Origin of the sequence: Methyloligella halotolerans (assembly GCF_001708935.1) — a bacterium.
GTDB classification, from domain to species: domain Bacteria; phylum Pseudomonadota; class Alphaproteobacteria; order Rhizobiales; family Methyloligellaceae; genus Methyloligella; species Methyloligella halotolerans.
Map to the genome: position 1 here is coordinate 70,150 of NZ_MASI01000004.1, position 17,711 is coordinate 87,860.

Consider the following 17,711-nt stretch of genomic DNA (forward strand, 5'->3'; position numbering starts at 1 on the left):
GCACCGCGGTGAACCGCTGCCGAAATTCGTCAGTGTTGAAGTAATCGAACCGGCGATCAGACATCGTCGACCTCCTTGTCGGAGGCCGTGGGCTCGCCGCCGAAGGCAAGCTTCAGGTCTTTGGCGCGATCGCGATCGGCAGCGATCTCTCGATCGAGATCTTCGATGTCGATGCCGCGCCCCGCGACAGCCTGGCGCCGCGACATGAGGCCTGCATTGATCGCAGCGATCTCTGCTTCGACATCCTTTTTCGGGTCCACCCAATCGAACCGCCGGGTGAGCCAATTGGCCGAAAGATACGGCTCCGGATTTCGCTCAAACCCTGGCGCGTCGATCTGTCCGGTGAGGATGGCGGTCGTAATGAACCGCCGCCAAATCGGGCGGCAGAACTTGTGTATGATTACGTTGCGCTGAAGCGCATCCACCTGCCGGCGCCATTCGACGAGGCCAGCGCGAATGCTGGAGTAGTTGACGTCCGAGAGGTCTCCTGTCAGCACCTCGTAGGGAAGGCCGAGGCCGGCCGCAATTTCCCGGGCGGTGATCTTGAGGAAGTCGATCACCTCTGCTCCGACTTTCGCGGGCTCGGAGAATCGGACATCTTGCCCGGACTTTAGGACCCGCATCTCGCCTGGTTCGAGACTGGTTTCCGCGAAGCTGTCGGCCACCGACTCGGCGAGGGAACCGCCAGTTCCTTCCATGTCGATGATGAACCCAGTCAGAAGTGCGGCAATCTTCTGCCGCACGAGCTGCGCATCGTGCGCCGTGTCCAAATCGGCAAGTCGGAGGAGGACAGGGGCGAACCAGCTCAATCCTCGAAGCTGACCCGCCACAATCGGATTGAAAAGGTGCAGTACCTCGCTCGCGGGGAGGCGGACTCTCTCCTGTGACCAAGCGAAACCAAGGCCAATTCGATCCCGGAAAAGGTGGTAGGCAAGTCGTCGACCGGAGCGATCGAGTTCAATGCCCTGGATGATATTGGCCCCGCCAGTAAGCTGCTGGTCCCGCGAGGAATCGATCTGATCAGGATCGATCAACCGAAGCTTAAGTTGGCCGTTCTCGAAGCCGAAGCTGCAGAAACTCTCGCCGTCGATCACCATCCCCCGGACTGCCAAGCCAAGAAGGCCATTGAAGTCGAGACCGCCATCAGCGTCCGCTTGAGGCGTCCAGTGCTCCCAAAGCAGATTGAGCTCTTCGGCCTTCGCCGGATCCGGATGCGTCGACTGAGGCTTGATGCCTCCGCCAACCATCGCCGAGGTCCAGCCGCTTACCCCTTTGGTAGCGTGTGCGTTGTTCGCGACCGTAGGTCTCGCGCGTGCTCTAATCAGCGCGCTAGATGAGTGGAGCGTCGCCAGTTGAGCCCGAAACTCGGGCATCCCGGCCCAGCGCCGGCCAGCGCCGGCCGCGTCATAGCCTCGCCGATATTCGCGCCGCGCCATCTCCGCACGATGCGGATCGATACCGGCGATTTTGGCGAGTGTTCTGACTATGGCTCGGGCGCGGCTCATTAGTCGGACTGGTTGCCCTGATGCGCCTGCGCGAAGGCCTCGTCCACTTCTTGCTCGATCTCGTCCAGATCCAGAACGGTCGTGCTCATAACGCCGAGTGCCCGGTCTGGACACAGGGTGTCCACCAGATCTTTCTGATTGACGATCAGAACTTGGTAGCGTCCGTCCTTGGAGTAGTCGCGCGGGTCCATTGCTCGGAGCAGAAGGAACGCCCGGCCTGCGTTGTAGAGGCGCAGTCGCTTAATCTGCTGACCTACTTCAACAGGCAGCCCACCATCTATTAGACGGCGAAGACAGACGAGCCGCGCGGCATCGTGCTTATCCCACCTTCTCGCTTTCCCAGTTTCCGGCTTGTGAAGCGGCTGGAAGACCTCATCGCTGATCCAGCGTTCGACGCGCGATCGCGAGATGAAGAGGTGTTGGCACAAGCTGGCTGTTCCAATTTTGTCCATAGGATCCTCCGACAACATGTCAGAGGTATTGCAGACCTCTGACGAGTTGTCAATGGTGCGAAATATGTGGTGCGGACTACATGTTGCCGCGCGATGCGCTTTAGGAGATTCTCGCTCGTATGCGCATCAAGCTTCTAAGGATTGCCCTCGCCGCCAGCTTCGCCTTACTGCTGCTAGTCTTCCTGCCGCTTCCGTTCGAACCCGAGCTGCCAGGTAGGTGGTGCGATGATGGAGCCATCTGGAGGGACTGCTATCGAAACTGGCTCGGTTCGTTGGCTGGTTGGGCGGCGTTCGCTGGCGCCTTGTTAGGTAGCGCCTTACTGATAGAGCATCTTAATCAGCTACGAAGGCAGAGCGACCTCTCCCTGGCGCAGCTTCAGCGGCATGATTTGATCCTCACCTCTGCGGAGGGACGTGGAGGAATCATCCTCAGACGAACAGCCAGCGCTATAAAGCGTCGCGCTGCAATTATGGCGCTCAGCCTCAAGCACAAACGACCAATTGAGATGCATCGCTTTGCTGAGGATCTAAAGGGAGATGAGCTATCGTGGGCGCGACAGGTTGCGCCAATTGAAGTGCTCGGTCCCTTCATCCATCTCGAGGATCACTGTGGAAGCTTTGACGCGCAGATCGCGTCTCTAGGAAATATAAACATCAGCAACAGTGTCGCCTATGTGACCAGGCTGAAGATTATTGAAGCGCAGGCCGACGCAGTGCTGAATGCAGAACACACCTCGGTGGTGAGCAAGTTTCGTCCCCACTTCAACACGCCACCGGGCGATGAGAAATCCTGATGCACTGCACCTATCCAGCTCGCGTAGAAGGACACGAAGGCGACTACGTTGCGACCTTTCGGGATATGCCCGAGGCCAACGGGGGAGGCGCGAGCCATCAAGAGGCGCTTGAGAGCGCCAAGGACGGCCTCGAAGCAGCCCTTTGGTTCCGCCTAAAAGACGGAGAGTCGATACCCGAGCCGAGCAAGGCTAAGAGAGGTGAGGTCATGATCCCCGTGGCTGGTGCTGTGGCCGTCAAGGCAGTCGCCATACGAGCCATTCAGAGAGCCGGCGTCAGCCGTTGTGAACTTGCCGAAAAGATGGGCGTCGACGAAGACGAGATCAGTCGGCTTCTTGACCCGAGACGGTCATGCCGAATGAAGCAGCTCGACGAGATGCTTTTGCGTTTGGGCTGGTCGTTTTCGATTGGGCTGGCTCCATTCACCGACCAACGTGCTTTGGCTCAGGCCGGCGATGAGGATGCTGAAGATGAGCTATTAGGTCGGATTGCAAAGCAGCGAGAGAACGAGCCAGCTACTCCTCTCGAAGACTAGCTGTGCTTCTCGGCCCATCGCCAATATCGTGAACTCGCTTCCCAACTTCGTGATCCCTCGATGCTGCGCGCAATTCGGGCAACTCACTATCAATCTACACTGAGAGCAAAAACTAAAGTCGCTCTTGGCGGTGAACGTGGCCCCGAAAGGGAAGGCACCCGAATGAGATAATGACACCGAGGTGGCGAGATATCGCCACCTCGGCAATGCAACAGTCTACGCGGCTTCGAGTCGGCGCGGCAGCAAAGGATCAGAAGCACGCCGCGAATGTGCATGTGGTTCTACTTGGCTAAGCGTCAGTCCCGAGAGTCGCAGGGCGTCCTGAAGCGCACGACGTACTGGCTCGTTCATGTGGTCCAACTGCCTGCTTCCACAATCCTCTTGGATAATGGATGGGGCGCAAATCGCGAGTTTGACCGCGATGCCGATCACGCTCGTGGCCTCAGTTGCGAGAAGAAGCGAACGCAGTCGCTCCATGCGCTTCCATGTCACCCTCATCCACCGATCTCGGGTCGGGTCTGACCAGGACCGAAAGAGTGCGTTGTGATGATCGACGCTGGCGATTTGATACCGCGCAAACAATGCCAACAGTTCCCGGTCCCGGGTCGAGACTTCAAGAGCGCCGGCCAGATCAATCTTGGTGATCGCGTTCATCGTGGTTTCCTCCGAGTTACTGAAACTTCCGGCAGCCGCAGCGGCTGTCGGTACAAGACATGCTAGTGCGCTCAGCAACGAGCGACGCGAGATGCTTCCTCTCGCTCCGCCGGCGGAAGGTGTTCGACTGTCAATTTTGCTCATTAAGGCCTCTCTGGTTTGGCTTGCTACAGCCATGCCAGGCACCGCCTGGCGCCGGGAGGGTAGCAACCTGCCAGAGAGACAGGTCGGACGTTTTCCCCTTTCGGGTCTTGTATGGCGCCCGCCTCCCGACATAGGGTGTCGGATGACGGACGGCCGCCAAGCCGTCGTCTGAGAGCCCTTTCTCAATGGGGCTCCACGGCAAGCGCCATGCGCCAACATGGCCGCTCTGCCTTCTCTGGTCCGAGTTGCTACACTCAAGGACCATCAAATCTGATTTGTGATTCTCCCGCAAGCTGAAGCCATCGCCCGGATGGGCGAAGATGGGTGTGAAGGCCATGCCTCCAACCAGAATCGAAACGCCCCAAGAGTTTTTCGATTTCGTCGTGATCCCTGACGTTCGCGACTTCCGGATGGGTCCTGATCTCCGGCGGGCCTATCACGCCTGCACCTCTCTGCTCAGCTTGCGAGATTGGGTCTACAGGAAGCATCGCGGCCGCCCATGGTCGGATGCCGGGAGATCTATGAATCCATTTACTTCGAAGGCTGCGTTGCAGGCCGCTCTGGAGCAGATCGACGATCAGTTTTCAGTAATAACAGACGTCGCCAATGCCTCGAAGCACATGGTCCTGGAGCCTGGGCGAGGTCGCACAAATCTTTACGGCGCCGCCAATACTGAAACTCGTAGCAGAGGTGCTCTTGGCACCGTGGCGATCGGGGAAGCTGCCATCGGTGAGAGTATCACTGAGGTGTGGGTGAAGATCGATGACCGGTACGTGCACGTTGATGTCAGCATCGATCGCGCCTTCGGGGTGTGGCAGCGTCTGATGGAAGAGAACTCTTGGTGAGGGAACACTGTCGAGCAGCTAGCCAGAGTCGTTAATGGGGCCATGAGAGCGAAGTCCACAGGATCAGGCTATCGGTTCATCCACTTCGACTTGACGACATTGGACGGAGACACGTTCTCCTTCGGAGCGGAGGCATGCGCCGCACCAGCTCGGCTTAGGTCGGGATCGAACATTTCACCTTGGGGATCTTCATTCGGCTTTTCACGCTCGGCTCTCAGTTGGTCCCATTGCTGCGCAGTCATGCTGTACCAGCCGCATCGGATCGCTGCCGCTTCAGCATATATCTCCGTGTCGAGAACCTCGTTGCGGAGCCCGCGCGGCAGCTTCCAGATCGAGCGAGGATACCCTCGCTGGTCTCGCTCGGTCACGCGAATTTCTGAGGTGAGCTGCGTGTAGAATTCCTGCGAAAGGCCTTTCGGATAGCCGCAGAAGCCACGCGAAAGCGGATCACTCTTTTTCAGTTGTTCGTAGAGTGCGACCTTCAGACTGCTCACGCCGACATTGTAGGCACGCCTACTAGCTCGATGCGCTTTGCCATCGGGGCGTCGCTCAGTCTGGGTGACCGTCAACGGCGGCGCTTGGTCCGACTTCGCCCCACGAACAACGATCACCTTTCGCCAGGAATGCTGCTTGGCCCAATCGTGCACGGTTCGATTATAGGCACCGCCGTCGATCGCGAGCATGTCGAGCGATCGTTGATTGCCGAAGGCGTCGGGCCAATTTGCCTTTAGCAGGCCGTCTAGTTGCCGGCGACAATCGCCCTCCCAGATCGGGAACGGAATGATGAGGTAATCCACCGTCCAGCGGCGCATCTCGGGACCGAACGCTTTGACGTGGACCTCAACGCGGTCGCCCTGGCAATCGCAGCCAGCGGTTAGCACCAACCCGCCTGGCGGGATGGTTCCGCGGTCATGCCCATCGTCTTCGGCACGCTCGCGGATCATCTCCCAGGGCGGAGCCTCGCTCGCCCGCTCATACGCGAGGCCGAGCACGTCGTTGAAGAAGACTTGCTCCGAGAGGTGGCTCCCTTCCGCTTCGAGCCACTGGTGCGCGATCGACGCCCAATCACGCGTCGGCGAATACGCTCGCCAGACGTGAAACGATGGTTCCCTCGCTGAAGGATTCTCTGCAACCCATTTTCCGCCGGCGATGATAGCGGCCTTGTGACGATGCTCGATTTCGGAGCCGCAGGCCACGCAGCTGAAGCAGGCTTCCTCTGGTTTGTCAGGATCGAGGTTGGAAAGAAAATTCTCCCAGGTCAGCGGCTGGAAATGACCGCAGTGAGGGCAGGGCACGTGCCAGCGCTCCTGCGTGCCGGATTTGAAAGCCCGCGTGATGCGGCAGGTGTCAGCATAGAGCGGCGTCGAAAGTTTCAGAATTTTCGCCCACTCGAACGCGCTCGCCCGACTGTCCGCCTGCCGCTCTGGATCGCCGGCACTGTTTGGCTCCCATTTCGAAAGGTCGTCCTCCACGATTCGCGGCGTGGTGATCTGCGACAATGATGACGGAGAATTCGCGCCGGAAATTTGCAGACTACCGCGACCCGTACGCGGCTGCTGAAAGAGAAGGGTGTCGTGGGAATCCCTACTCTTGACCTCGCCGAAAATCCGCTTCAGCGCTTTGGACTGTTGCCGCCAGCGACTCCACTTTCCCTTCGCCCACCGTTCAGCGTTATCCTTCGTCGGGTGCACCACGAACATGTCGCATGGCGCGAGGTCCATGGTGGCGCCGATAAAAACCTGGGCGAGAGTCGTTTTGCCGATCTGGGCACTTCCCATAAGGGTGACCACACGCGAGGGATGCTCCGGGGATAGGCAGTCAAGGATCCGGGCAAAATACGGGAAGGTCTCCCGGCGATAAGGACCCGGCCGCGGACTATCCGACCCGAACGTCACGTTCTCCTCGGCCCAGGCGCTAAAATCAGGTGGGGGAGGGGGCGGTAAGACATCCGCGAGAACTTCGAGGACGCTATGCCGAGGCTCTGCGAGAAAGCTCATGCCGCTTCGCTTCCTGCAGGTGCCGGCAGTTCCGCTTCCGTCGATAGCTCTTCTTTAGCGCGCGCGGCTGCTTTCCGACGGTGAGCATGATAAAGGTCACGAATCTCGATCGACAGCGCTTTGGCATCGAGATCGTGCGCTTCGGCGAGCGTCCGAGCGAGCGTGCTGGTCAGGAAGGTCTCGAATTCGTCGATCAGCTGAGATAGCTCCTGTCGCCACGCCCGCTGCGCCATTTCGGTCTCGATCCATCGGCCCGATTCTTTTTCGGCCTTGAGCTGCGCGAAGCGGGCTTCGTTGACAGCCTTAGCAGCTCGCGCCTTCCGCTCCGCTCGAACGAAGTCGCCGTCGGCGCCTGATGCTTTCGACGACGCATCGTTGGAGGAGATAGGTTGCGCCGCAAAAGCCGTCCGCTCCTGAGCAATCTGTTGGGCCGGATCCAGACGCTCTTCCAAATCTGCATCGGCCCGCTCGACCCAGATCTTGGCTCGGGTGCCCGTTCCAGCGAGGGCGGCCGGAGTGATCTTGCCTTCGGCAATCCAGTTGGAGACGCAGGAAGGGGCGCGCCCCTTCAGCCGCGCATATTCCCCTTTGGTAATGATCGTTTTCTCCACCGATCAAACTCCAAATTTCATTCGACTTCAGCCAATCAACTGAACTTCAGCCTTTCAGAATCTCACTTTTCTGGCGGGTTTCTGGGGTGCTGTGCCCCGCGTCGGCCCTGGCGTGGGAAGGACCCATGCATTGGGAGGGCGAGGGAGGGTTGAGGGAGGGTTGGGTGCCCCAGCCGAGCCCCTTCGAGGCCGCCTTTTCTTTTTATATTCAATGAGTTGTTCCTTTGCATATGGGAGGGTGGGAGGAATGGGAGGGTTATTACAGGTTTACGCGTATGCGCATGCGCATGTGCATGCGTGTTACGCGCGATACATGCGCGCGCATGCGCGTGTGGGGTAATTCGCAAAACCCTCCCGTGTTACCCGAACCCTCCCATTCCGTTAGAAATCAACGCGTTACGCCTTAGCCCATCCTCCCGATTATGGGAGGATGGGAAGATCAATCCGGCGACCAGCGGGATCATCGCCAACGATTTCGTCGATGACGGATGCCGGGCGGGGGTTGCCGTGAATGTCGACGAAGTCGTCAGCACGCCTCTTGAGCCGCACATTCAGCCACCAGATGACGTCCGATTGCTTCTTCGCGAAGCCGCGATCGCTCATGGCGGCGGAGAAGCCCTTGTTGGACCATTCCGGCCCGTCATTTACCTTGCCCCAGGCTTTGAACGTCTCGAACATCACCGAGGACTGCACCCGCTCGCCGGGAGAGGGGTCCACACAAGCCGACAGGAAGCGACCAAGTGGATCGCTTTCCTCCCGGTAAGCTCTCGTGGCCTCGGTGACCTCCTCGGGCTCCACGAGCCCCTCGTCTGCCCAATCGCGCAAGCCGTCGAGCAAGCGATTGAAGATGCCCTGGGTTTCCCGCTCCAGCTTCACGCCGAGATGCTTATCGCGCTCCGCTTCCGGGATCTGAACCAGCCACGGGATCAACCGCACGCGGCGCCAGATGCCTTCGTCCGCGCCCTGGATCACCGGCTTATAGTTGCCCGAGATCGTGAGCTTGAATTGGGGGAGGAACTCGAAGAAGGGCTGATTGAGGTGGCGCACCAGCATGGGCTCGCCGCCCGTGGCCAGCTTCACCAGCCCCTCCGCCAGCTTCGCGCCCTTCTCGGGCTCCGATGTCCGCAGAAAGCGCACACCGGTGAGCCGCGCCAGGTCTGGCGTCGGCTGCCCGCCGGCGCGGGTCCGGCTTTCGTTCAGGAACGTGGAGATGTCGATCGACTTCCCATAATCGCCCATCACGCGCGCCCAAGCGTTCAGCAAGGTCGACTTGCCGTTTTTGCCGGTGCCGTAGAAGAACGCCAGGATCTGCTCAGAGACGTCGCCGGTGAGCGAGAGCCCGCCCCACTGGTGCAGGAATCGCCTGTTCTCCTCCTTGGGCATTACACGCTCCAGGAAGCGGTCGTATGCTGGACAGGCGGCCAAGGGGTCGTATTCGACCGGCGCCAGATGAGTGATCAGGTCGGCCGGGTCGTGCGGCCGCAGCTTGATGTACTCCCCGTCCGTATCCTTGTTCAGCACCAGCGTGCCGTTCAGAACGTTGATCTTGTAAGGGTCTGCATCGAGAGCCTGGACATCCACTTCGCAGTCGGGCGCGGCGTGCTCGCGCAGCTTCGACATTCGGGAATTGCTCTCCGAATCCCGCCCCCACTTAGCGATGACATCCGACCAGAACACGGCCGGACCGCTCTTCGGCTCTTTTACGATGAAGTCATCGCCGGAGGCGCGGACGGCGTCGGCCTCATTCTGGATCGCACGCATGGTAACGTGGCTGGCCTTCAGCAGCTTGCCGTTCGCCGCGTCGCGGCTCCAGCGCTTGCCGTCCCAGTAGAGCCATCCTTCGCCCTCCGTCCATTTGAACTCGTGGCCGAAGCGGGCGACGAAGCGCTCCGCGTTGCGAGGTCGGTCAGCGGCAGATGCCCCAGCTCGCGGTCCAGCTCGCTCCACTTTCCGCCTGCTTTCCGGCGCGACCCTCCCGTTTGGGAGGATGTCGAAGACGCCTCCCGCGCCGCGCTGGACGGCGGCTGCTGTTGGCTCATGAAGGCGTCGAGCGCCGCCTGGTTGGCCACCGGTGCGGTGGCGATGATGGAGCGGATACGCTCCAGCGCTTGAGGTGAAGGTGTCACTGAGCCTCCACCTGAACATTCTCGCTAGTCGTCGCCGGAGCTCCGCTGAGCGGTACCATGAGGTTTGACAAAGCTAGCGTAAGCCATTGAAGTTCCGAACGCGGTTTGACAGGGGCGCTCGCTTTACCGGTTTGAATTTGCTTACAAAAGCTTTGACTGAAAATCCGCGTGTCGGTGGTTCAAATCCGCCCCTGGGCACCACCCCTTTTTTCAGCCGATGTTTTCTCACGCTTTTTCTGCGTTCCGTGACCCACTCGCTTCGACAATGGTGTTTGGTGCGAAAGCACCACCTGCTCGAAAAATGTGAAGTCCCTCAGGCGCGATATCATGACGGTGCAGCAGCCTGTCAGTCTCCCAGCCGAGGGTGGCGCTGAGTCGAGACGCACGAACGCGGATACCGGCAGGTGTGCGAGTCTGGGATAAGCCGGTAAAGCGCTGCGAAGGTGAGCCCGCAGATCAGCCAGGCGAGGACGACGTCCGAAAGGAAATGTCCCCCAAAAGCGATCCGGCTCACCGATAACGAGCCGGCGTAGAGAATGGTCGTTGCTGTTGCGGCCAGCCTTATTGGCTGCGGCGCAACAAGGGCCACAGCGACGAGCCAAGCTGCCGAGGAAGCCTCTCCACTGACAAACGAACAGTTTCCATCGCACCAGTCGCTGATGGCCCAGACCATCTGGTGGACGGCGTCCCCTCCAAAGACGTCGATCTCGCTTGGGCGGGGTCGGCCCCACTGCTCCTTCAAGAGGCCGTTCACAAGCAGGCCTGGGCCAAGTGCCAACCCGGATAGCAGCCAGATGGGCGTCCGCAGCTGTGACCAGGTCAACCCGGCGTTGAGGAAATCCCAGAGGACTCGGGCCAAGATGCCGAGAACGACCGCGGTCATGACCCAAATCGAACTGTTACGGAGCCACAGCAGGTTGGAATTGCCGGACAGGACGAAGCCGTCACCAGGGCTGTAGAACCAGCCGCTGACAATCAGATCGACTTCCGGAAAGGCCCAGAAGAACACGCTGGTTGCCAAAATTGCAGCTAAGAACGCGGTAATCAGAACGTCCGATTTCGCGTCAGCCAGATCGGGATTGGATAGGGTCGCGCTCATGACCCCGTCGGGATGCGCGCGCTAGCTTGCAGAAAACTTGCGGCCCCGTCAGCGGGGTGTCAGCTTCATGTGGACCCATCTGCGTAATGCGGATTTTAGTCGTCGAAAACGATCGCTTGCTGTCAGAGGCCCTGGGCCGTCGCCTCACCGAGGCCGGTCATGCGGTCGATGTTTTCGCGACCGTCGCGGATGCCGAGGCGGCGTGGAAAATGGCGGCCTACGACCTCTGCATCGTGGACGTCATGCTCGACGATGGCGATGGGCGGGAGCTCGTCAGATCTGCCCGTGCCGCCGGTCTGCGGACGCCGACATTGATGCTCACCGCGCGGGATGAGATCGGGGACCGTGTGGCTGGATTGGATGCGGGGGCTGACGACTATCTCGTCAAGCCGTTTGCGACTGAAGAGCTGCTAGCCCGGTTGAGGGCGCTGCGACGGCGCCGCGAGGACATCGCAGCGACCGAGTTCCGTATAGGAAATCTTCTCTACGATCCTCAAAGCATGAGTCTGAAAGTGGCCGACCGAGACGTAAAGCTGACGGCTCAGGAACATGCGGCTCTCGACAAGCTGATCCGTGCAGGCGACCGCATAACGCCGAAGCGGATGCTGGGGGAGCATCTCTATCCGCTGCACGAGGACTGGTCGGACAACGCGATCGAGACGCTGGTTCATAGGCTTCGCAAGAAGCTCTCGGAGGCGGGGGCCACAGTCGAGGTCAAGGCATTGCGAGGCCTGGGCTACATCCTCTGCATGACCCAATCATGAGGAGGGCCTATCGACTCGATGTGAGGCTCGCGATCATCGTGACCGTGATCTCCGCGCTCACCCTGGTCGGTGCCGGCATGATCCTGTCCATGGAGTTTACGGGCGGCCAATTCGCGATCGAGGAACGCGGGCTCTCTTCCCAGGTCAAGGATTGGGCGGGATCGCTCCGTCGCAACTCTGACGGCAGGGTCGTGTTCGACCGCCCGGCCGAGACATCATCGGACATTGACCCGCCTTACACCGGCCTCCTGTCCGGCGATCAGCCGGTCTACGGCTACACCGTCACGGATGCCTCCGGGACGGTACTGGATCGGTCCGACGTCAACGCACCAGCCGGACGCCCCGGACCAGCCGCCAAAGAACCTGTTCTTTCAACCGGACCGACGCTCGACGGCACCGGAGTGGTCCTGATCGCCGAACTTTACGTTCCGGAGTTTGGGGTATGGCTCCGGCTGGCTCGATCGCGTTCGGATGTCGCCGCTTTGACCAACACGTTCTTTGCCCAATCTCTCGAAGAGCTGGGGTGGGCGCCTTGGCGATGCTTGTTGTCATGGTGATCACCGCTGTGAGCATCGTTCGTTTCAGTCTGCTGGGACTTCGGCGCGTGGCTGCGCAGGCCGAACGCATCACCTTCGACAACTTGGACCATGAACGGCTCGACGGCTCATCGGCACCTGCGGAGGTTCAGCCGCTGATTGCTGCCGTCAACCAGTCCTTGGACAGCATAAGGGCCGGCGCCGTTGCTCAACGCGATTTCTCCATCCATGCCGCCCATGAGCTGAGGACGCCGCTTGCCGACCTCAGGCTGCGTCTGGAAGGCCTTCCACCTGATCCGGACCGGGATGCGGCCATGCGAGACGTCGATTCAATGGCCCGTCTCATCGAGCAGCTGCTGCAAGTCGCTCGGTTGGATGGCAGTACGGTCTTCACTCTTCAGTCGCTCCACCTTGGCGAGACAGTTGCTTCAATTCTGGAGGAGGCAGCGCCGCGGCTCGTATCTGCCGGATGGTCTCTGGAGGCGGACGGCCTGGACTCACCGGTGCGGATAATCGGTGACCCGACACTGATCACCCTCGTCCTGCGAAACCTCTTGGAGAATGTCCGCAGACACACGCCAGCCGGCAGCACCGCAAGGGTCTCCATCTCGAACGATGGAACGCTTCTATTCACCGATACGGGGCCGGGGTTGCCGCGCGGGTTTCCCCGTTCGAACTTCACACGATTTGTTCGGGGGAATGAGGATGCTCGTTCCGGAAGCGGACTGGGACTCTCGATCTGTGAAACCGCCATGCGGCGCATGGGTGGGACATTCACCGCCGAACCCGCAGCTGGCGGCGCAGCATTTCGACTGACTTTCAGGTTGGACCGATCCTCCTTAAATCAAGCGGAGTTCTTGGAACGCCCCAAGGCATGAGAGTCACTTTGCAGGCCGAGACCGAAAAAACGTGGTTGTTCCGCAATCTGCTATTCCGCTTCGGACCAGTGAGGATACGTAACGTAGCTGGTTAGCGCGCCGTCTTCGTGGGAGCGAATAATGACGGTGGTGCCCTTCGGCATGTAGATGATCTCGCCCGGGCCCGCGGTCAGAGTCTCGCCGTCGGACTCAACCGAAACCCTTCCCTCCAAGACCACCATAACGTCATCGACGACGATATCTGTCTTCAGGACCTGGTCGGGGCCGTACCGACCGTACCCGATGGTGATCGGACCCCCTTGCCGTTGATCCACTAGGTTCGCGGCAAAGATGTCGGCATCCTGTCCGGGCGAGCGTTCGAACATGGCATCGGCCGGTTCATATCTGAGCACTTTCATCTGTTTCCTTTCTGGGTGTCGGTGCAGTCATAGGGTCATCCATCTTGAGACCTGTCTCCCTCCGCGATGATGATGGCGAACCTGGCAGTGGCGTTAGCGCACTTGCTACTGCCAATCTCCACCTCCACAGGGAACATGTCGTCGAGAGCCTGGGTCATTGCCTTTCTCGCTCTGCAAGTTGTGCGATCTCAGTGTCGGCCAGGCCCGACATCTGTTCACCCAAGACCTTTAGAAAAACGAGCGCCCGTTCCCGGTAAACCACGTGGCGCTCCGGGCTCATGTCCCAAGACTGTTTAAGGTCGATTTCGGCGGATGCGAACTTCATCCCATCACTGGCGAAAAGTGCCAAGGCGACTTGGTCGATGATGTTTGAGGTCATTTCTAAGCTATCTCCGCTTCCTTGATTTCGGCCGCTATAAGCCGCGCCCGTCGAGCCAGGGCGCTTCGACGGTTCAGGTGGCTTTGGCCGTGCCAGGCACTCGTTTTCCGAGCCAAATGAAATAGATGTTGCGCGAGTAGATGACGAGACCGGTCGCTTGCCCAAGAATGAAAACCGGGTCCATGCGATAGATCGCATAGGCGAAGAGCAGCACCCCGCCCGCGAAGCTGAAATACCAAAAGGTCTCTGGAATAATGCTGGCCCGGGCCCGTTCCGTGGCGATCCACTGCACCAGGAAGCGCATGGAGAACAGAAGCTGCGCGACAAGGCCGGTCGCCAGCCAAACGAGCTCGACGGTGGGCGTCGCATCCCACCACTGAACCAGAGCGCCTATCATGCTTCCCCCTTCAGCCGTCGGCTTTCATCCGAGCTCACCTCCCCCCCCCCCCGAGGGCATCCATGCCGGCGGCCCAGGACACCTCCTCCACGACTGGCCGAATGAGGGTCCGCTACCGCAGCCGGCTGAAGCCGACGAGGGCGTAGAGCCCGAAGGCCGGACCCCCAGGCGTGTCGCCGGCCCCATGAAAGATGAAACTGACAGGAAGCTGACAAAGAGCCCTGACAGTTAAACGCTGCGGAAATGTTGATCAGACGACTCTCTGACGCCCGGCTGATTGAGCAGCTCCGATGAGCCTAGCTGCTATCGAGCGGGAGACCAGCTTGCGCTTTTGCAGATAATGCCTCCGACGACACAACCGCGCGTGGTCAAACCGCTGCTGACCGTTTTGATTGTCATCGAGAACGTCAGTCCGCGCTTCGGGTCGTAAGCTTGACCGGCAAGCGTCGTGTCGGACTTCGGTTGGAGGGTCATGATGAGCTTGTCGCCCACCTCTTCGCCCTTACTGGTATCGCCTATCCAGACGTTCGTCGCACAAAGCGATTCTCCGCATTCTGCGATGCGGACATGCGCGTTTCCGTCACCCCGTATCCACGTGCCCGAGACATCCGGCCCGCTTTGAGCGATCGCAGGTCCGAAAGCGAAGAGTACGAAAGTGAAGAGCCATACAGCCGTAACCAAACCAATCTGCCGTGGCGAACGCATGATTCCCTCCTCGACGGCCTATTCCGTTCTAGAAGGAGTACGCCCAACACCTGACGACGGATCAGCCGGTCTGTAGGCCGCCCGTTGGCACCATTTTCCTTCCCTCGGGCCTACCAGGAACTGCTGCTTGAGGCCGTCTCGGTCTGGAGCTTTTCGGCAAGGCGGCTGGCATCCCCGGCGGTCCAATCCTTCGGGGTGCTGACGGCCGTCCAGGCCTCGATGTAATCCGCTGGTGCAATGTCGTGCCCGTGCCCGGGCGGCACCTCGGCTGCGAACATCATGTCGATGCCGACCTGCAGCGCGGTGACGATGGGAAACCATTGCAGCAGGGGCGACACGTCCTCGCCCCTCGGCGCCGCCATCCATTGGGGCTGCCGGTAGAACATCCTCTCCTCAAAGAAGACGATCGCGTCCGTGGGATAGACGATATAGACGATCCGCACCCGTCCCCAATCCCTGTCGGCCTCCTCCGCGCTACCGCCGTGCCCGATCACGCGGAAATTCGCGCCGCCCTCGAAGACAGGGCGCCAGGCGGGCGATCCGGTCTCGCGGTCGCGCTGGATCGATCGCCAGATGCGGTTGCGGAAGGGCGGGCCCGACCACACCGCGCCGTCGAAAGCGTCCCCGAGCCAGGCATACATCGGAGGCGACCCTTCCGACCCCAGCGAGCCGAGGCTGAGGCCGAAGAGATAAAGCTTCGGCCGGCGATCTTTCGGTAGGCTCTGCCAGTACCGGTAGATGACGCGGAACACCTCCGCGGCGGAATCCTGGGAGCGCCCGGGCTCCAGGACCAGCGAGAGGGGGCTCTGCAGATAGGAGTATTGGACCGCGACGGTCGCGATGTCTCCGTGATGCATGTATTCCAGCGGCGCGATCCCGTTATTGTCCACCCACCCGGTGCCCGTCGGTGTCGCGATCACAAGGATCGAACGGTCGAAGGCGCCCATGGCGATCAGATCCGCCAGGGCAAGCTTCACCTGCTCCTCCGGCGTATCGGCGGTGCGCAGACCCGCGAAGACCCGGATTGGCTCCAGGGCCGGGCGGCCGGTAAATGCCTCGATCTCCGATTTTCGTGGACCTTCCGTGACGAAGCGCTTGCCGGCGCGCCCGAGATCCTGCCAGGCGATCTTCGAGCCGGGACCGCCGGATCGGGTCGCTTCCGTCGGCTGGATCGCGCCGGGCGGGCTCGTCACATCCGTCAGCGCCTGGCCTTTGTCGATCGCAGTGATGATGGCGCTGACCAGGGTGCCGTTCACTAGGGTCACCAGCAGCACCGCGAAGATGACGGCGCCGAGAAGCCCGGCGATTCTGCGCGGGACCCAGCGATAGACCAGGGCGGAGGCGGCCCGGAAGCCCGCAATCAAGCCGCGCAGGAGCAACATCATGAGGACCGCGACGCCGGCGGCCGTCGAGATCACCAGCAAGAGGTTGGCGGTCTCCACCGGCGGCATATCCAGCCGGGCGCGCACGTCGTCCTGCCAGGCCGCAGCCTGCGGAATGTAGACGATCGCAGCGGCCGCGCATGCGAGCGCCAGCACGATATTCGCGCCGAGCCACCAGGAGCGCGGCAACTCCGGCAATTGGAGATAGCGCCAGAGTGCGATGCCGCCATGGCCGATCCCATAGCCGATGAAGAAGGCCAGCCCGCCGAGAAGCCCCTGGAAAAGCGGCGGCCGCGGAACCAGCGAAGGCGTGAATGTCAGGATGAAAAGGAGGAAACCGAGAAAAAGCCCGGCATAGGACGGTCGCCACCAGGGGGCTGCCCGCTTCTCGTCCCTGGGGCTTCGCCGATTCTTCATGGGCGAAGTTTTGCCAAACGAAAGAGCCAAGGCAAGGGATTACCCGGGAACGCAAGCGCGTTGCACGTACAGGCGCGTTGCACGTAGAAGCCAAGCGCGGCGAGCGCTTCGTGCGGATGAGCCTCCCGGATCGGCGGGCTCGCGGTGAGGCGCAGAGCGCTACCGGCCCTCGACCTTGGTCCAGCTGTCGTCAGGATTGAAGCTGTCGATCTCGCTTGCGGCCGTTTCGGTGTCGTCGCCCAGATCCTTCTCGTAGACGACGCCCTTGTGATTGACCATGAAGGTCATCACGCCCGAATTTCCGTATTCGGCCGGGTAGGCCAGGAGCCCGAACCCGCCGATCATCCGCCCGTCCACGACGTAGTCGAATGCGCCCCCCGGGGCGTCGGCCCCTTGCCGCGTCAGGATGCGATAGTAATAACCGTGATAGGGAATCGGCGTGCCACCGAGCGCATAGCCCTCCTTGGCCGCCTCAGCGAAGAGCGTGCCAAGCGGGCTCTCCGGCGCGCCTTCAGCGCTCGGCCAATAGAGCCCGTCCTTCCGCCCCTGGGCGCTCACGATGCGTTGCGCGTAGGCGGCCGGCTGCCGACCGTCCAGATCGAGGGCGGCGTAGTCGTTTTGGGCCTGCACATAGGCGCGGCTCGCCTTGATGGCGCGAAGCTCATTCCGTCCGATGCGGCGCAGCAGGATCTCCTCTTCGCCCGCCGCCGTATCGAACTCCCATTTTCCGTCCTGTGAGACGACCGGAATCGGGAAGGGCCAATCCTCCTTGCCGAGAACGAGAATCGCCGTGCCGGCGTCCTTCTGCTCCAGCTCGTGCTTCTCTTCATAGGCGCTGACGAAGGTATCGCGCGTATTCGCGTCCGCAACCGGGTCGCCGGAGCCGATGACCGCCTCTCCCTCCGGCCCCAGAATGGTCACGAGCTTGGCCTTGTCGCCCTCCTTCGCCGCAGCGACCAGGGCCTCCACCGCATCTTTCGGCGTCTCGAAGGCTTGCTGCGCGTTTGCGGCGCTGCTGGCGAGCAGCAGCAAGGATGCCCCGAAGCACCCCGCCATCACCCGCACCAACCGGAACTCCTGAACCATCGCTCGACC

General features: G+C 60.9%; 19 protein-coding genes. 6 read left to right on the forward strand and 13 right to left on the reverse strand.

Annotated elements, in window-relative coordinates; translation table 11 throughout:
* Positions 1-56 precede the first annotated feature (56 nt).
* Both A7A08_RS08790 and A7A08_RS08795 read right to left on the reverse strand, forming a co-directional pair.
* Positions 57-1,505 carry a phage portal protein gene (locus A7A08_RS08790; protein WP_069095129.1) on the reverse strand — a complete coding sequence of 483 codons (1,449 nt, stop codon included), beginning with the start codon at positions 1,503-1,505 and terminating at the stop codon, positions 57-59.
* Positions 1,505-1,957 (reverse strand): hypothetical protein, encoded by a 453-nt coding sequence (locus tag A7A08_RS08795; protein ID WP_069095130.1) that lies wholly within the window; start codon positions 1,955-1,957, stop codon positions 1,505-1,507. The genes A7A08_RS08790 and A7A08_RS08795 overlap by 1 nt, the downstream gene beginning before the upstream one ends.
* A 119-nt stretch (positions 1,958-2,076) precedes the next feature.
* On the opposite strand from A7A08_RS08795, the gene A7A08_RS08800 reads away from it, so the two are divergent.
* Both A7A08_RS08800 and A7A08_RS08805 read left to right on the forward strand, forming a co-directional pair.
* Positions 2,077-2,751 (forward strand): hypothetical protein, encoded by a 675-nt coding sequence (locus tag A7A08_RS08800; protein WP_069095131.1) that lies wholly within the window; start codon positions 2,077-2,079, stop codon positions 2,749-2,751.
* On the forward strand, positions 2,751-3,284 hold the full coding sequence (locus tag A7A08_RS08805; protein ID WP_069095132.1) for a type II toxin-antitoxin system HicB family antitoxin: 534 nt from the start codon (positions 2,751-2,753) through the stop codon (positions 3,282-3,284). Before A7A08_RS08800 ends, A7A08_RS08805 begins: the two co-directional genes overlap by 1 nt.
* Positions 3,285-3,500: 216 nt before the next feature.
* Here A7A08_RS08805 and A7A08_RS08810 read toward each other — a convergent pair whose 3' ends face one another.
* Positions 3,501-3,938, reverse strand: coding sequence for a hypothetical protein (locus A7A08_RS08810; protein ID WP_069095133.1), 438 nt, complete (start codon positions 3,936-3,938; stop codon positions 3,501-3,503).
* Positions 3,939-4,402: 464 nt separating this feature from the next.
* Here A7A08_RS08810 and A7A08_RS08815 point away from each other — a divergent pair, with 464 nt between their 5' ends.
* Positions 4,403-4,927, forward strand: coding sequence for a hypothetical protein (locus A7A08_RS08815; protein WP_069095134.1), 525 nt, complete (start codon positions 4,403-4,405; stop codon positions 4,925-4,927).
* A 68-nt stretch (positions 4,928-4,995) separates the two neighbouring features.
* Here A7A08_RS08815 and A7A08_RS08820 read toward each other — a convergent pair whose 3' ends face one another.
* From A7A08_RS08820 to A7A08_RS08835, 4 genes are all read right to left on the reverse strand, one after another.
* Positions 4,996-6,924 carry a phage terminase large subunit family protein gene (locus A7A08_RS08820; RefSeq protein ID WP_069095135.1) on the reverse strand — a complete coding sequence of 643 codons (1,929 nt, stop codon included), beginning with the start codon at positions 6,922-6,924 and terminating at the stop codon, positions 4,996-4,998.
* Complete coding sequence (locus A7A08_RS08825) at positions 6,921-7,535, reverse strand: hypothetical protein (RefSeq protein ID WP_069095136.1); 615 nt, start codon at positions 7,533-7,535, stop codon at positions 6,921-6,923. The genes A7A08_RS08820 and A7A08_RS08825 overlap by 4 nt, the downstream gene beginning before the upstream one ends.
* Before the next feature lie 420 nt (positions 7,536-7,955).
* Entirely contained in the window at positions 7,956-9,482 is a 1,527-nt protein-coding gene (locus A7A08_RS08830) for a DNA primase family protein (RefSeq protein WP_069095137.1), read from the reverse strand.
* 525 nt (positions 9,483-10,007) lie between these two features.
* The gene (locus tag A7A08_RS08835) at positions 10,008-10,760 is read right to left on the reverse strand and encodes a phosphatase PAP2 family protein (protein ID WP_069095138.1); all 753 of its coding nucleotides are present in this window, start codon (positions 10,758-10,760) and stop codon (positions 10,008-10,010) included.
* An 86-nt stretch (positions 10,761-10,846) separates the two neighbouring features.
* On the opposite strand from A7A08_RS08835, the gene A7A08_RS08840 reads away from it, so the two are divergent.
* From A7A08_RS08840 to A7A08_RS08850, 3 genes are read left to right on the forward strand one after another with little or no spacing between them, the layout of a single operon-like run.
* Complete coding sequence (locus A7A08_RS08840) at positions 10,847-11,524, forward strand: response regulator transcription factor (RefSeq protein WP_069095139.1); 678 nt, start codon at positions 10,847-10,849, stop codon at positions 11,522-11,524.
* 20 nt (positions 11,525-11,544) lie between these two features.
* Positions 11,545-12,081 (forward strand): hypothetical protein, encoded by a 537-nt coding sequence (locus tag A7A08_RS15960; protein WP_069095140.1) that lies wholly within the window; start codon positions 11,545-11,547, stop codon positions 12,079-12,081.
* A complete protein-coding gene (locus tag A7A08_RS08850) occupies positions 12,063-12,938 on the forward strand; it encodes a sensor histidine kinase (protein WP_245290870.1) in 876 nt (291 codons plus the stop codon). The genes A7A08_RS15960 and A7A08_RS08850 overlap by 19 nt, the downstream gene beginning before the upstream one ends.
* 50 nt (positions 12,939-12,988) lie before the next feature.
* Here A7A08_RS08850 and A7A08_RS08855 read toward each other — a convergent pair whose 3' ends face one another.
* The 6 genes from A7A08_RS08855 to A7A08_RS08880 all read right to left on the reverse strand — a co-directional run bounded on the left by A7A08_RS08855 (position 12,989) and on the right by A7A08_RS08880 (position 17,702).
* Entirely contained in the window at positions 12,989-13,336 is a 348-nt protein-coding gene (locus A7A08_RS08855; RefSeq protein WP_069095142.1) for a cupin domain-containing protein, read from the reverse strand.
* 154 nt (positions 13,337-13,490) lie between these two features.
* Positions 13,491-13,715: a hypothetical protein gene (locus A7A08_RS08860; RefSeq protein ID WP_069095143.1), complete on the reverse strand. Its 225-nt coding sequence runs from the start codon at positions 13,713-13,715 to the stop codon at positions 13,491-13,493.
* Between the two features lie 73 nt (positions 13,716-13,788).
* Entirely contained in the window at positions 13,789-14,112 is a 324-nt protein-coding gene (locus A7A08_RS08865; protein WP_069095144.1) for a lipid-A-disaccharide synthase N-terminal domain-containing protein, read from the reverse strand.
* 303 nt (positions 14,113-14,415) lie between these two features.
* On the reverse strand, positions 14,416-14,817 hold the full coding sequence (locus A7A08_RS08870) for a DUF2147 domain-containing protein (RefSeq protein WP_069095145.1): 402 nt from the start codon (positions 14,815-14,817) through the stop codon (positions 14,416-14,418).
* A gap of 110 nt (positions 14,818-14,927) precedes the next feature.
* Entirely contained in the window at positions 14,928-16,616 is a 1,689-nt protein-coding gene (locus A7A08_RS08875) for an alpha/beta hydrolase (RefSeq protein ID WP_069095146.1), read from the reverse strand.
* A 159-nt stretch (positions 16,617-16,775) separates the two neighbouring features.
* Complete coding sequence (locus tag A7A08_RS08880; RefSeq protein WP_069095147.1) at positions 16,776-17,702, reverse strand: DUF2950 domain-containing protein; 927 nt, start codon at positions 17,700-17,702, stop codon at positions 16,776-16,778.
* Positions 17,703-17,711: the final 9 nt, after the last annotated feature.

Excerpts from the sequence above, each read along its gene's own strand:
- A7A08_RS08790 (WP_069095129.1), bottom strand. The coding sequence starts at position 1,505 with ATGAGCCGCGCCCGAGCCATAGTCAGAACACTCGCCAAAATCGCCGGT.
- A7A08_RS08795 (WP_069095130.1), bottom strand. The coding sequence starts at position 1,957 with ATGGACAAAATTGGAACAGCCAGCTTGTGCCAACACCTCTTCATCTCG.
- A7A08_RS08800 (WP_069095131.1), top strand. The coding sequence starts at position 2,077 with ATGCGCATCAAGCTTCTAAGGATTGCCCTCGCCGCCAGCTTCGCCTTA.
- A7A08_RS08805 (WP_069095132.1), top strand. The coding sequence starts at position 2,751 with ATGCACTGCACCTATCCAGCTCGCGTAGAAGGACACGAAGGCGACTAC.
- A7A08_RS08810 (WP_069095133.1), bottom strand. The coding sequence starts at position 3,938 with ATGAACGCGATCACCAAGATTGATCTGGCCGGCGCTCTTGAAGTCTCG.
- A7A08_RS08815 (WP_069095134.1), top strand. The coding sequence starts at position 4,403 with ATGGGTGTGAAGGCCATGCCTCCAACCAGAATCGAAACGCCCCAAGAG.
- A7A08_RS08820 (WP_069095135.1), bottom strand. The coding sequence starts at position 6,924 with ATGAGCTTTCTCGCAGAGCCTCGGCATAGCGTCCTCGAAGTTCTCGCG.
- A7A08_RS08835 (WP_069095138.1), bottom strand. The coding sequence starts at position 10,760 with ATGAGCGCGACCCTATCCAATCCCGATCTGGCTGACGCGAAATCGGAC.
- A7A08_RS08840 (WP_069095139.1), top strand. The coding sequence starts at position 10,847 with ATGCGGATTTTAGTCGTCGAAAACGATCGCTTGCTGTCAGAGGCCCTG.
- A7A08_RS08850 (WP_245290870.1), top strand. The coding sequence starts at position 12,063 with ATGCTTGTTGTCATGGTGATCACCGCTGTGAGCATCGTTCGTTTCAGT.
- A7A08_RS08855 (WP_069095142.1), bottom strand. The coding sequence starts at position 13,336 with ATGAAAGTGCTCAGATATGAACCGGCCGATGCCATGTTCGAACGCTCG.
- A7A08_RS08860 (WP_069095143.1), bottom strand. The coding sequence starts at position 13,715 with ATGACCTCAAACATCATCGACCAAGTCGCCTTGGCACTTTTCGCCAGT.
- A7A08_RS08865 (WP_069095144.1), bottom strand. The coding sequence starts at position 14,112 with ATGATAGGCGCTCTGGTTCAGTGGTGGGATGCGACGCCCACCGTCGAG.
- A7A08_RS08870 (WP_069095145.1), bottom strand. The coding sequence starts at position 14,817 with ATGCGTTCGCCACGGCAGATTGGTTTGGTTACGGCTGTATGGCTCTTC.
- A7A08_RS08875 (WP_069095146.1), bottom strand. The coding sequence starts at position 16,616 with ATGAAGAATCGGCGAAGCCCCAGGGACGAGAAGCGGGCAGCCCCCTGG.
- A7A08_RS08880 (WP_069095147.1), bottom strand. The coding sequence starts at position 17,702 with ATGGTTCAGGAGTTCCGGTTGGTGCGGGTGATGGCGGGGTGCTTCGGG.